The sequence below is a fragment of the Streptantibioticus silvisoli genome, from assembly GCF_027947535.2.
Classification (GTDB): Bacteria; Actinomycetota; Actinomycetes; order Streptomycetales; family Streptomycetaceae; genus Streptantibioticus_C; species Streptantibioticus_C silvisoli.
This window is the reverse complement of record NZ_JAAGKO020000002.1, coordinates 190,174-203,260: the sequence shown is the minus strand read 5'-3', so window position 1 is coordinate 203,260 and position 13,087 is coordinate 190,174. Positions and strand designations below refer to the sequence as shown.

11 protein-coding genes and 1 pseudogene are annotated in these 13,087 nt (G+C 70.1%); 4 read left to right on the top strand and 8 right to left on the bottom strand.

Annotated elements, in window-relative coordinates; translation table 11 throughout:
• Positions 1-37 precede the first annotated feature (37 nt).
• Positions 38-1,417, bottom strand: coding sequence for a B12-binding domain-containing radical SAM protein (locus tag POF43_RS02480; RefSeq protein WP_271323952.1), 1,380 nt, complete (start codon positions 1,415-1,417; stop codon positions 38-40).
• A gap of 1,540 nt (positions 1,418-2,957) precedes the next feature.
• Positions 2,958-3,680, bottom strand: a complete 723-nt coding sequence (locus POF43_RS02475) for a dienelactone hydrolase family protein (RefSeq protein ID WP_271325904.1) — start codon at positions 3,678-3,680, stop codon at positions 2,958-2,960.
• Between the two features lie 542 nt (positions 3,681-4,222).
• On the opposite strand from POF43_RS02475, the gene POF43_RS02470 reads away from it, so the two are divergent.
• Positions 4,223-4,525, top strand: a complete 303-nt coding sequence (locus POF43_RS02470; RefSeq protein ID WP_271325045.1) for a putative quinol monooxygenase — start codon at positions 4,223-4,225, stop codon at positions 4,523-4,525.
• Between the two features lie 146 nt (positions 4,526-4,671).
• On the opposite strand, the gene POF43_RS02465 is transcribed toward POF43_RS02470, so the two are convergent.
• Positions 4,672-5,865: a methyltransferase domain-containing protein gene (locus POF43_RS02465; RefSeq protein ID WP_271325044.1), complete on the bottom strand. Its 1,194-nt coding sequence runs from the start codon at positions 5,863-5,865 to the stop codon at positions 4,672-4,674.
• A 390-nt stretch (positions 5,866-6,255) separates the two neighbouring features.
• Positions 6,256-6,813, bottom strand: coding sequence for a TetR/AcrR family transcriptional regulator (locus POF43_RS02460; protein WP_271325043.1), 558 nt, complete (start codon positions 6,811-6,813; stop codon positions 6,256-6,258).
• 87 nt (positions 6,814-6,900) lie between these two features.
• Here POF43_RS02460 and POF43_RS02455 point away from each other — a divergent pair, with 87 nt between their 5' ends.
• The 3 genes from POF43_RS02455 to POF43_RS02445 all read left to right on the top strand — a co-directional run bounded on the left by POF43_RS02455 (position 6,901) and on the right by POF43_RS02445 (position 9,264).
• Complete coding sequence (locus POF43_RS02455; RefSeq protein WP_271325042.1) at positions 6,901-7,881, top strand: NADP-dependent oxidoreductase; 981 nt, start codon at positions 6,901-6,903, stop codon at positions 7,879-7,881.
• Positions 7,878-8,039, top strand: coding sequence for a hypothetical protein (locus tag POF43_RS02450; protein ID WP_271325041.1), 162 nt, complete (start codon positions 7,878-7,880; stop codon positions 8,037-8,039). Before POF43_RS02455 ends, POF43_RS02450 begins: the two co-directional genes overlap by 4 nt.
• Positions 8,040-8,742: 703 nt before the next feature.
• On the top strand, positions 8,743-9,264 hold the full coding sequence (locus tag POF43_RS02445) for a hypothetical protein (protein ID WP_282704373.1): 522 nt from the start codon (positions 8,743-8,745) through the stop codon (positions 9,262-9,264).
• A 243-nt stretch (positions 9,265-9,507) separates the two neighbouring features.
• Here POF43_RS02445 and POF43_RS35070 read toward each other — a convergent pair.
• The 4 genes and pseudogenes from POF43_RS35070 to POF43_RS02430 all read right to left on the bottom strand — a co-directional run.
• Positions 9,508-9,603: pseudogene (locus POF43_RS35070) on the bottom strand (hypothetical protein); the annotation flags it as partial.
• Positions 9,604-9,850: 247 nt separating this feature from the next.
• A complete protein-coding gene (locus POF43_RS02440; RefSeq protein ID WP_271323615.1) occupies positions 9,851-11,377 on the bottom strand; it encodes an NHL domain-containing protein in 1,527 nt (508 codons plus the stop codon).
• 32 nt (positions 11,378-11,409) lie between these two features.
• Positions 11,410-11,892, bottom strand: coding sequence for a hypothetical protein (locus POF43_RS02435; RefSeq protein ID WP_271314778.1), 483 nt, complete (start codon positions 11,890-11,892; stop codon positions 11,410-11,412).
• A gap of 32 nt (positions 11,893-11,924) precedes the next feature.
• On the bottom strand, positions 11,925-13,025 hold the full coding sequence (locus tag POF43_RS02430) for a hypothetical protein (RefSeq protein ID WP_271314779.1): 1,101 nt from the start codon (positions 13,023-13,025) through the stop codon (positions 11,925-11,927).
• Positions 13,026-13,087 lie beyond the last annotated feature (62 nt).

Here is a 13,087-nt window from a genome sequence, read left to right as displayed (position 1 = left end):
TCATCCTTCTCGATGGGAAAACGGCCGTCGTTGGCTTTCAGCCGGTGACCGGGGTCAGGGACAGCTCGACCCGCACCTTGCCGTTGGTCAACCCTCGGGTCATCTGCTTCACCGAGAGGTCCGGGACCTCTTCGTGCTGGAGCCACATGTCGTCCTTCGACGACAGGATCTCCAGGTATTCGGCCCTGACCTCCTGGTACCGGTCCCGCGTCTCCGGGAAGATCCGGTCGTAGATCAGGTCGCACAGCTTCAGGTTGCGCTTCCAGTCGTCCTCGTCGTCCGCGGTGACGGGCATCACGCCCCAGAAGCGGAACGGGATGTCCAGCAGGCGGTCTCGCTTGTCCGGGATGTAGGGCGTGTAGATGTTGCTCTGGATGTTGTGGTTCTCCACCAGGCCGGCCTCGATGAGGCTCTCGATGTAGTGGATCTGGGCGACGTCCGCTTCGTAGGACATGTCCAGCAGGCCGGAGATGAAGCTGGGCTTGATCTTGATGCCCAGGCTCTTGGCTATCTTCAGCCGGTCCTCGAACACCACGGTGTCGACGGGCTTGTCGATCTCGCTGGTGGAGAAGTTCTCGATCCCGCACAGCACCGACGTGCAGTTGGTCGCCGCCATCTGCTCCAGGTGCTCGGGGGTCAGCGTGGACAGCGTGGTCTGCTGGGACCAGCGCAGGCCCTGCTTCGACACCTCGGTGATCATGTCCTGCGCGTGCTTCTCGCGCATGTAGAAGAACGGGTCCGCGAAGGAGATGGCGTCGGCGCCGTAGGTGGTCCGCAGGTCGTCGATCTCGGCGCGCAGCACGTGCGGCGCCTTGTAGTTGATGTCGTAGACCTTCGGGTTCAGGCAGAAACTGCACTTGAACGTGCAGCCGATGCTGCTCACCACGGTGTAGCGGATCTGTTCACGCTGCTCGGCGGTGTAGGTCTGCGCGATCCAGCTGTTGTCCGGCTGCAACGTGCGGAACTTCAGCCCGTCGTCCTGGCCCAGGACCGCCTTCGTCCACTGGAAGATGTCCCGGTTGGTGACGTCGTAGCGGACCGGTACGCCCACCTGCACCAGCCGGGGGCGCAGGTAGTAGTTCGAGCTGACGGCCGGGCCGCCCACGTGGAGTTCGGCCTGCGGGATGCGGGTGTGCGCCGCGGCGGCGATGTCCTTCGTGCTGTCGAAGGAGTTCACGGTCGACGAGATCATCAGTTTGTCCGGAGCGAACGTGATGACCTCGGCCATGTTCTCCTCGAACGTGCCGAAGTTGAAGTCGAACACCCGTACGTCCGGCGTGTAGTGCCGGGCCGTGGTGTACAGGTACGTCAGCGCCTGCGCGATGTGGTAAGTGGAGCCGTTCTTCACCTCGGTCGCGAGATGCGGTCGCCAACCCGTGCAGTAACCCACATGGGGGAAGACAATTGCGATTCTCATGCGTTTCCTCTTGTCCAGGAGGGCATCCAGACCGCGGGGCACACTCTTCGCCCCCCGAAGGCACGGCTGAAACAGCGCCTGCCCGACCGTCTCCTGTGGAGGATCGCGAGCAGGTCTGCTACGGCGTTGGCGGTGGCCACGCCGAGACGACAACCGAGCCGAGGACTGCACCGTGCGGAAGGCGGCACCTTCATGGTTCATCAGGTCTGCGGCTTCGTAGATCAAACCATCGCCGGAGTTGGCAATCCGCCAGTTTTTCAGCCACCACGAACCGCCTGCCGAACGAGGGTTGACGCGTGATCCCGCCGGGTATCACGCGCGCCGGAGCCGGTCCGTCGCGGCGGCCGGGCGGCCGAATCCGGCCCCGGCGGCCCGCTGACGGACCGAAACCCGGACGGCGCGCCGGCGGCGGTGCCCGACCTCGGCGCACGGTCGGGGCACGGCCAACTGCCATGTCACGGTGCGTGATCGCGGCACCCGCCGCCGCCCCCGGCGCCGGGCCGGCGCTCCCGCCGGCCGCCCCGCGCGGCGTTCCGCACCGCCCGGCGGACGACGCGCCGTCAGCACCCGGCGACTTCGCCGACCCCGGCACCGTCTCCGCCGTCGCCGCCGGGTGCGCCGGCTCCGCGTGGCCGGATATCTCCGCTGCGCGCGGGCCGGCACCGGCCGGCCGGGGACGGCTTCTTCGGTCACCCCGGCGCCGGGGCGGCCGGTTCCGGGGGCGGGCGCGGGGGCGGGTCCGGACGCGCGCGGGGGGCGGTCGGGAGCCGGGCGATCGGCGGGTGGCGGGAATCCGTGTACCGCGGACGGCGGGAATCCGACGGTCCGGGGACCGGAATCCGTCTGATCCGGGAGGGCCGGAATCCCTCTGACGCGGGAGCGGTTGGGGCGAGGTCCGCCCGGAAGGGGTCGGCGGGAATCCACGGGCATGACGCTTCGGCGGACAGGGACGCGGCGTCAGATGCTTTGTATGCGGAATGGTTTGGGGCGGGCTTTTGGAGCGGGCTTTTGGGGCGGCTGGAGGGGGCTGGTCGGGCTGTTGGGTCGGGGGCTCTGATCGGGTGCGGTGGGCTTCGGCGGCTCGGTCGGCCTTGTCGGCTCCGGCGGCTCCGTCAGCCCGTCAGCTTCAGCGGCTCCGGCGGCTCCGACCCAGGCGGGACGCGGCAGGACGCGGCGTTCGGCGAGGGCGGGCCGGTTCCGCTCGATGCGGTGCCGGCACCGTGGGAATTGCGGGAGTTGCGGGAGTCGCGGTGCCGCTGCCGCGCCGGACGCGGTGCCGGCACCGTGGGAGTTGCGGGAGTTGCGGTGCCGCTGCCACGTCGGGCGCGGTGCCGGCGCCGCGGGAGTCGGCGGGGGCCGGGGGCCGAGCGCCGCCGCGCCGCCCCGACCGGCCGCGGCACGGCCGAGGGCCGGGAGGGGCGCGATCGGGGCGGTCGGCGTCGGCCGGCCACCGCCATCGAGGGGGCCGGTAGCCCGTCCTCGATGAGCGGCGTCCTGGCCGACAGCGCCCAGCGGCTGCCGCCGGCGCGGCGGCCCGGCGTTACTTCAGGTGCCGGTCGAAGAACCGGTTCCCGTTGTCCACCTCGAACCACGGGGTGTCGGCGTGCCCGCCCGCGTTGGCGTGCAGCGTCTTCTCCTTGGTGCCGAAGGCGTCGAACAGGTCCAGGGCCCGTTGCCGGGGGTTCCCCTTGTCGTCCCACTGCAACAGGAACTGCAGCGGAATGGTGATCCGCCGGGCCTCCTCACGCTGGGCGCGGGGCACGTAACCGCCGGCGAAGAAACCGGCGGCCGCGACGCGTGGTTCGACCACCGCCAGCCGAATGCCGATGGCGGTCATCCCCGTGTACCCGACCGGGCCGGCGATCTCGGGCAGCGCGAGCAGGGCGTCCAGGGTGGTCCGCCATTCCGGGACCGCGTTGTCGACCAGCGGGCCGACGAAGGATTCGAAGATCTCGTCGACCGGCTCACCGGCCGCCATCGCCCGGCGCATCTCGGCGCGGGCCTGCTCGTCGGCGGCGGAACGGGGCCGGTCGCCGTGCCCGGGGTGGTCGATGGCGGCCACCGCGTAGCCGTACTCGGCCGCGGAGTGCCGGGCCCGGGCCACCAGGCGCGGTTCCCGCTTGTGCAGGCCGCCGTTGTGGGCCATCAGGATCAGCGGGGCGGGGGCGGATCCGGGCGTCCACAGGATGCCGGGGATCTCGCCGAGGGTGAATTCGCGTTCGAGGACGCCGTCGTCGAGGCGTTGCTCAGAAGTGAATCGCATGGTCGTGCCTTTCGGGAGTGCTCGTGATGGCGCTCCCGGACGACCTATCGCCCGACCGTGACCCCGGAGGGGAGCACCCATGTCGATACTGCGTTCACGGGTACCACCTCCTCGTTCTCTCGCACGGCTTCCGGAAAAGTAGCAGCGGCCGCCATGGCCCGCAAACGGGTTTTACGGCGGCGCCGGCGCGGGTTGCGAACGTGATGTCGGCCGGCGCCGGTGCGATCGCGGCCTCCGCCAGCGCCGGCACCGGTGCGAACGCGGCCTCCTCCGGCGCGGGTTGCGAACGTAGTGTCGGCCAGCACCGGTGCGATCGCGGCCTCCTCCGACACCCGTGCGAACGCGACCCTCCGGCGCCGTCGCAGCGGTCCCGTCGGAAACACCGGGAACCTTTTCGGGCGGCAGGGGGTAGGGGGTAGGAGACGACGGGCGGGGCCGGGCGCCTGTCCGCGGCGACCAGCCGTCGCGGTCGCCGGCACCGCACGGCCGGCGAGCCCTTTCCCCACCGTCAGGCCCTTCCCCGACCACGGAGGCAAGCGATCGTGAGCGTTCAGGCCACGAACACCTTTCACACCAAGCCCGGCCGCGCCGGGGAACTCATCTCCACCCTGCGGCGAGTCCTGCCCGACACGCTCACGCACGGAGGCTGCGAGGAGATCCGGCTGTGGCGCGACCAGGACGACGAGGACCGGGTCGTGTCCATCACCCGCTGGACCACCCGCGGCGACTACGAGTCCTACCTCACGTGGCGGGAGGGAACGGGCGACACCGCGATGTTCCGGGAGCTGCTGACCGAGGACATGGAAGTCCGCTACTACGACGAGGTGTTCACCGCGGAGGTGTGAGGACGACCGGAGGCCCCGGACCGCGGTGCCGTCATGTGGCCGCAGCAAGCCGATCCGCGTCGCAGTCCGAGCCGGGCCACCCCGTCAGCCGCGTCACGCATTCGGCCGCGTGCCCCCGGGTACGTCGCGGCCCGGGCGCAGCCGCCCTACGTGGCGAAGGAGGGGACGGGCCGGGACGGGGTACCCAGCCACGGTCGGTGCGCCCCTCGCGAGGTCACGGTGAGGCCGAAGGATTCGACTGGGGGCGAGCCCTGTCCCCGCCACCAGTCCAGCGCGGCGGACACCTCGTCCCACAGCCTGCGCGGCCCGGACTGGTGGACCGTGGCGTCCGTCTCCTGCGGACGGAAGACGACCGAGGCCCACGAGCGTGTCCCGGACATGTCGAAGAACCAGGCCGTCGACTCGTCCCCTCCGGCGTTCAGCACGTGGGCGCAGTCCGGCACGCACAGTCCCAGGACGAACGTCGCGGCCTGGAACCGCCCGCGCCCGCCCAGGTCCGGCAGTCCCACCGTTGTCGCCGACCGGTCGGCGTCCCCGGGGTAGCGGTCCACATGCCTGCCGAAGCGCCCCCAGTCCAGGCGCTGGGACCGGAGCTTCATGAACTCCAGGGGGCGCAGGAACGGCCCGCTCGCACTCCCGTCCCCCGAAACGGTCAGCCGCACCAGCGCGTCCTCGGGCGAGTAGTGCGTGCCCCAGGGGGCCAGGATCAGCCCGCCGGGACGGGTCTGCTCCCGCCACGCCGACGGCACCTGCCGCACCCCGGCGGTGACGATCACCCGATCGTAGGGCGCGCCGGCCGGCCAGCCGTCCCGGCCGTCGCCGCACACCGCCTCGGGAGACAGCCCGGCGCGGTCGAGGGCCTCGCGCGCCGCCGCCGCGACAGCGGGATCGACCTCGACCGTGACGACGTGCCCCTCCCCCAGCCGGGCGGCCAGCAGCGCGGCGTTCCAGCCGGTCCCGGTGCCGATCTCCAGCACGCGCGCACCGGCGAAGACGTCGAGATCCGCCAGCATGCGGGCCACGACCGACGGCATGCTCGCCGAACTCGTCGCGACCCGCCCCGGTCCGGGGCCGGCGTGCTGCCCGTCGTCCCACTGGATCGTGACGGGGACGTTGGCGTACGCCTGCCGTTCCCAGTCCGCGGGGTCCGCGCGCCGGTCCACCGGCCGACTCGCGCCGGTGTCCATGTCGTAGGGCCACATCAGATCGGGAAGGAACGCACCGCGCGGGACCGCCGCCCACGCCGCGCTCCAGTCGCCGGTCAGGGCACCCGCCTCCAGCAGAGACCGTGTCAGCCCCTCGGCAGGGCCGACACCGCCCGTTGGATGTTCATCGCTCACTTGCGGTGGTCCCCATCCCCTTCGGGCATACCTCCGTCGGGCGACGGTTCCGCCGGCGGGGTCCACGGCTGCCCGGGAAGCAGGTCCCCGTTCCCCTCGTCCGGCTCGTTGTCGGGTTCACTCATAGCGTGCCTCCCCTGTCTGCCTCGGGTCTCAAGGCTCGTGTCCGCCCTGGGTCTCAAGGGCTCGCACCGATCCTGACGGCTCATCAAGAAGTGATGCAAGGCGGCAATAGGCACGAGCGACGCAAGTGCCAAAAGGAGACTCATAGCACCATCCGCCATCCGCCGGCCGCCGGAGTTCAGCGGCGTCGCGCACGCCCGGACACCACCGAAAGGTGCGTCGCCGCGCTGCCGGGCCCCGTCCGGTGCGGGTCGCCCGAACGGGTGGCTACCAGTCCAGAGCGCGCAGCTCGTCCGCGGCCTGCCGGAGAAGCGTCTCGAGCTCCGCGGCCGAGGTGCCGTTCCAGGCGCGGCTCGCACGCTCGAAGGTGGCGGCACCGGCTCGTGTGCTCAGGCGGGCGGTGGGCTCGGGGATTCCGCGTTCCACCAGTGCGCCGATCAGGGCCTGTGCGAGTGCGGCCGACTTGGCAAGGGCTCTCTCCTGCAGCACGGTGGACGACGCGATGATCCGTTCCCGTCGTTCGGCCACGGGGCGGCCGGCGACGAAGAGCGGCATCGCCGCGCGGTACCCGCGCATGACGAGTGCCAACGGTGACGGTTCGCCCTGCGCCGAGGCGATCGCGGAGGTCATGACGTCCCGCAGCCGCGTCTCGCCGTCGAAGAGCACCTCGCGCTTGTCGGCGAAGTGCCGGAAGTAGGTCCGTTCGGTCACTCCCGCCCGCTCGGCGATCTGCGCGGTGGTCGTGGCGTCGTAGCCGCGCTCCTCGTACAGCTCCAGAGCGGCTTCGCGCAGTCTGGCCCGCGCCTCGGCACCACTTCTCGGCATACGCACAGGGTAGTTGACGTCAGTGACTGTCACATCGTAGCGTCAGTGACTGTCACTACGTCGAGAGCCACGCCCGGAGATGAGCCCATGTCCACTGTGCCGTCACGCGTCCTCCGCTTCCACGAGACCGGAGAACCGTTGGAGGTCCTGCGCGAGGAGCGCATCGAGATCGCGGATCCGCCCGGCGGCACCGTCCGGGTGAGGGCCGTCGCCACGGGGCTGAACCCCGCGGACTGGGAGCTCTGCCGCGGGTTCATGCCCGGAGCGCTGCCGCGTGGGATCGGCTACGACGTGGCCGGGGTCGTCGAGGCGGTCGGTGACGGCGTCGACCCCGAAGCCGTGCGGATCGACGATGTCGTGTTCGGCACGGCCGACTTCCTCAGGCAGCCCAGCGCGGGCGCTGCCGACGTCGTCCTGGTGAACAACTGGTCCCACGTGCCCGCGGGACTCGACCCGGTACGCGCGGCCACCTTGCCGATGGTCGTGCAGACGGCCGCGTGGACGCTGGAGGTCATGGAGCTCAAGCCGGGCGCGACGCTCCTGGTCCACGGGGCCGGCGGCATGGTCGGGTACGCCGCCGTACAGATCGCGCTGAAGCGCGGCGTGCGGGTGGTCGCCACCGCCGGCCCCACCTTCACCGCCGACCTGGAGGGGTTCGGCGCCCGCGTCACCGGCTACGGCGACGGCATGGTCGACCGGGTACGTGCCCTGACCAAGGGCGCGGATGTCGACCTGGTGCTCGACACACCCCGCCCCAGCCCGGGAACGCTGCCCGACCTCATCGCCCTGGCCGGGGGTGACCCGCGGCGGGTCGTGACGATCAGCAACCACGCCGAGGCCAGGGCCCTCGGTGCCCGCGTCAACATCGATGAGCTACGACCCGGCCGCACCCCGCTGACCGTACTGCTGGCGGAGTACGCGTCCCTCGCCGCACGGGGAACGTTCCGTCTTCCGATCGCGAAGACCTACCCGTTCGAGCAGTGGCGCGACGCCGTCCGGCTCAGTCTGTCCGGAAATCCGCACGGCAAGGTCGTGCTGCTCCCCGGCCGCGAGGAGCCTTCGGCGTGAACGAGCGGTCGTCGGACACCCGCCACGAACGCATGGCGTCCGTTCCGCAAAAGCAGTGGGGGACGGCGATCGGCACCGGACATCCCGAGGAGACCGCCTGCGACCTCCACGGCAGGACCGGCCCCCACCATCCGCAGCGCGGTCCTGCGCGGCCCTGATAAAAGGGGGCCAACACGCTGGAACCATGGTGGAACGACGGCGCCCCCGGCGCCAGCGATGGCGCCAGGCGCTCCCGCCACCTCGGAGCCCGGATCAGGATCTACCAGACCCAGGCCGGCGACGACGGAGTCACCTACGACTTCCTCAGCACCGGCGACTTCACCGGCGACGGGTACCCGGACGTCTACGACGACCATGTGGTCGCCGGCACCGGCTTGCTCCTACTCGGCCCGGGCGACCCGACCCACGCCCCCGCGATGGCCAGTTCGTTCACCACACTGGGCTCCAGCCGCTGGGAGCCGTACACCCTGGCCAATCCGGGGGACGCGGACTACGACGGTCGTGAAGACCTGCTCGCCCGCAACGTCACCACCAACACCGTCCACCTCTACCGCGGGGCGACGAACCACTCACTGGCCGCCCGCACCACATGGGGAACCTCCGTCTGGTCGGTCACGGACCGCCCGCTGCTCGCGTCCGGCAACGACGCCGACTGCAACGGCGTACCCGACCTGTGGGCCACCGACAACGACGGCACCTCCGTTTCTACCCTGGCAACTACGACGGCTCGGGAAACCCGACGACGCTTCCGTGATCGTCGGAAGCGGCGGATGGCAAGATATGACGGACATCAGCTGACTCAACCCGTCTCCGGGGGCCAGCAGTTCGCCCCCGGAGACGGGTCGGCACGGAAGGTCACCCGTGAACCGCTCCCCCGTCCGGACCGTGCACGTGCGGCCACTCGTCTCCTACACGACCTTCGTCCTCATCGACCACGACGCGGACTACTCACGCGCCGCGTCCGCCCGGCAACCCGATGGAACCGGTCTGGTAAAGCTCTGGGACGAAGGACTCCTGCTGCACTCGCACGGCAACGACTTCCGCCCCTCGGTCGTGCTGAACTCCTGGCCCCAGGCCGTCCCCGCGCCGGACGGCGAGTGGGACGTGTCCGGCCCGCACGCCATACGGCTGTCCAGCGGACGCCTGAAGGTCAGGAACCTGCTGGAGTGGGACGACTCCGAACCACTCTCCCTCCCCACCGACGGCGGATACTGGATCCGCACCGCCCGCCGCGGCCAACCGGAAGAAGCCACCGAATACGGCGACTTCGGCCCCGAGGACGTGCTCGAGGAGTGGACGATCGACCTGTGGCCCGCCGCCGACGGCGAAGCCCCACCCCCCGCTCCACGCCGCGGCCGCCTCCCCGCCTCCGCCCGGGAATGACCCTCGCAGGACCGAGAGACGCCGACCACGCATTCGCGCTGGCATCGGTCCCACCTCGTTCGGACTGCGTGCGCTCCTGCGACCATCAGCGGTTCCGGCGACCGTGGCGCCGCCGACCCGCCCCAACTCGCCCGGCCGTAAGGCTTTTGCCCGCCGACGCCGTCCCAGCAGCTGTTCGCCGCCGCCACATTCGCTCCACGGCCGTCTGTCGCCATTCTCCGCTCCCCACTTGTGGATACCCAAGTCCTTCGCCACATGGGCCACCGGACGACCGGAGGTCTGGACTTCTCGGACGGCTCGCTCACGCAGCTCGTCGGGGTACTTGCGTGGTGCAGGCATCGGACCTGTGTTCTCCCATCTGCCGAGGCGATCCTGCCCGGCTTCAGGGCCGCTACAAAAGCCGGTTCAGCTCAGACCGCGAACTTGTCATTACGTGTGACCACGGCCTGATGGCGCTTGGGTCTGTTCATTCCGCACTCCACCGCATGGCACCGACCCGCCAGGCGGCCGGGACCCCGCAGCCCGCTCACCAGCGGCGCCGGAGGCCCAGTGCCGGTACGCGTTCCGCACGGTCCCTCAACCCCGGTCACACGGGGAGCAGTTGCCACTGCCGTTCCCGGTGGTCGCCCTCCGCCCTGTGCTGCTTGATCGCGGTGCGGGCGTTGGTGTCGACCCGCAGGAGCAGACCGCTGTTCCGGTTCTCGATCTCGTACACCGGCGGGGTGTCGGTCGCGGAGCTGACCGGGATCAGTTTCCACTGCTGGTGGTGTGCGTCGTCGCCTTCGTAGGCGCGTTGCGCGGCCACCGCACCGGCCGCCCCGTGCGCGTCGGCGATCTCCAGGACCTTGCCGCTGCGCACGTTCTCGATGGTGTAGAGGGTTTCGCCGTCTTCCTGGCCTGCCGCGACGAGCCGCCATTGCTGGTGTTCCCTGGGGGTGGCCAGGGCCTGGTGGATCTCGGCCCCGTCCTTGGTGGACTCACGGTGGACCGCCATTCGCAGCCTGCTGCGGACGTTGGCCCAGGAGACCACCGTGCCGGACTCGGGCAGCCCGGCCCTCTTCGGCAACGTGAGCTTCCGGACCCGGTGGTTGACGTGGTCGGCGATGTAGAGGGTGCCGGCGCGATCCAGAGCGAGGCCGATCGGGTTGTTCAGCTGAGCCGAAGCGGCCGGGTCGCCGTCTCCGCCGAAGCCCTTGGTGCCATTGCCGGCGACCGTGCTGATCTTCCCGTCAGTCGTGACCTTCCGGACCCTGTTGTTGCCCCATTCGGCGATGTAGAGGGTGCCGATGCGGTCCACCACCAGCCCGAACGGGTGGTCCAGCTGGGCGGCGGTGGCGGGGCCGCCGTCACCGCCGAAGCCCTTGGTACCGGTGCCGGCGACCGTGTGGATCTTCCCGTCGGCCGTGATCTTGCGGACCGTGTGGCTTCCGGAATCGGCGACGTAGAGCTCGCCCGCGCGGCCCAGCTCCACGTCGCGCGGGTGGCTCAGCTGGGCCGCAACCGCCTGCCCGCCGTCTCCGCCGGACCCATCGGTGCCGGTGCCGGCGACGGTGATGATCTTTCCGTCAGTCGCGATCTTCCGAACTCGGCGGTTGCCGTAATCGGCGACGTGGAGGATGCCGGTGCTGTCCACCGCAACCCCGTACGGAGTGTTCAACTGCGCGGCGGTGGCGAGGCCGCCGTCACCGCTGAAGCCCTTGGTACCGGTGCCGGCGACCGTGTGGATCTTCCCGTCGGCCGTGATCTTCCGGACGCGGTGGTTCTCGGAATCGGCGATGTAGACGGCTCCCATGCTGTCCACCGCCATCCCGCGCGGGATGCTCATCTGGGCCGAGACGGCAGGTCCGCAGTCACCGCTGAAACCCTTGGCACCCGTGCCCGCGATCGTGCAGATCTTCCCGTCGGCCGTGATCTTCCGAACCCGGTGGTTGCCGTAGTCGCAGACGTACAGCGCTCCAGTGGTGTCCACCTCGACCTCGTACGGGTTCCTCAACTGGGCCCTGGCGGCCGGCCCGTTGTCTCCTGCGAACCCCGCGACCCCGTTGCCCGCGGCCGTGCTGATCGGCGGGGCGGAGGCCGCGCCGGTGGTGGCTGTCTGGTGGGCAGTGCTCATGGTCATCCCTTCACCGTTCGCTGACCGGGCTGCTACGCGTGGTTGTCGTCGGGGGCGGTCGGGTCCTCGGCGGTCGGCTTGGCTGCCTCGGGGGGCTTGGAGAAGTCGCTCTTCTTCGGCATGTTCTCCAGGTCCTCGTTCTTCTTCAGGCCGCTGTGCTCGGTCACCGTCGCGCTCGACTCCCGCATGCCGGCGGATGCCGCGCCGGAGACCGAGCCGGGGTTCTGGGCGTACTGGGCCTGCGCGCCGGCCGACGCCTGGGTGGTCCGGACGAAGGAGCCGAGGAAGCCGAGGATGGCCCGCGCTTCGGGCGATGTCTCCTGGACGGTCTTGGCGCGGGAGTTGGCCCCGTGGATCGAGCTGGTGAACAGGCTCGTGCTCGTGTCGTCGTAGGTGTCGTCGTCGGCGTCCTCGAAGTCGACGCCCGCGCCGGGCTGCGGTTTGGCTCCGTCGGTGGTCACGGAGAACAGTCCCGCGCCCTGGCCCGCGAAGCCGAAAATGTTGTCGAACACCATGGTCGTCACCTCAGGTTGTCCAGCCCGACTGCTCAGGGCGTCTTGTGCAGCTCTCGTTCGCTGCCGGTCAGGCTCTCGCCGTCGAACATCGTGTGGTGGGCCTCCAGGGCGGAGACGACTTCGGCCAGCCCCGTCATGCGGAAGCCGTTGCCGCCCGCCAGGTCGATGTCGCCGAGGTCCCGGGCGACCACGTATTCGAGGCCGGGGTACTCCCTGGACTGCGGGGGAGCCAGGACCGCCACCGGTACGTCGTACTTCACCGCGAGCAACCCGGAGAACGTCACCGGGATCTCGTAGGTGTACTGCTTGCGGGTGCGCCGTTGCGTGACGATGGTCTCCACACGCGATCCCGGCGGGACCTCACCCTCGATCTGGGAGTTCGACGCCCAGCTGGTGGTGAGGGTGCCGCCGACGGAGGCCAGGATGCCCTGCATCAACTGGGCGTTGACCTCCGCTTTGCCGGTGGCGCTGCCGGTGGTCGTGAAGGCCGTCGAGCCCGTCACCGAGCTCGACGCGGAGTTCGCCACCGAGTTCGTCACCCCGTTCTCGGTGCCGTTCTCGGTGTCGGACCCGGTGTCGTCCTTGCTGTTCTCGTTGGTCACGAGGTTTGTGACCTTGTTCTCCATGGCGTTCTCCAGCTGCGTCCCGAGCTGCGCCTGGAGGTCGAGCTGGAGGTGGTTCTGGAGCTGGAGCTGGAGTTCCGCGCCGACGCTGCCGCCGAAGGTGAGCTGGGTTTCGCCCTGGAGCGTCCAGGTCACCTCGTTCGACACGGTGAACTGGACCGAGTCGGTGAACTTCATCGTGGCGGTCTCGCTGCGGTTGACGTAGGTGCGCGAGGAGAACGTCTCGGGCGGCGGCTGGCTGACGTTCCGCCGCTCCTCGATCAGCGGCTCGCCGAGGTTCAGGTAGGCGAGCCAGCCCAGCTTGAACGCGGATCCGGGGAACGCGCCGAAGCTCGACTTGTTCAAGGAGAACCCGACCGGCTTGTGCCGCGTCCCGTAATCGTCGACGTAGACCAGGTTGGGGTGGTCCAGGACAGACTGCCAGGTCTGCTCGATATTGAGTTCCCGCAGGTTCCTCTTCGTCAGCGGCTGGCGCTTGGCCCGTTCCAGATTGTACGCGTTGGAAGGCATTTCCCGTCCTCGACTGATCCGGTCGAAATGGGCTCGCGAACGACAGATCGGCAACAGGAATC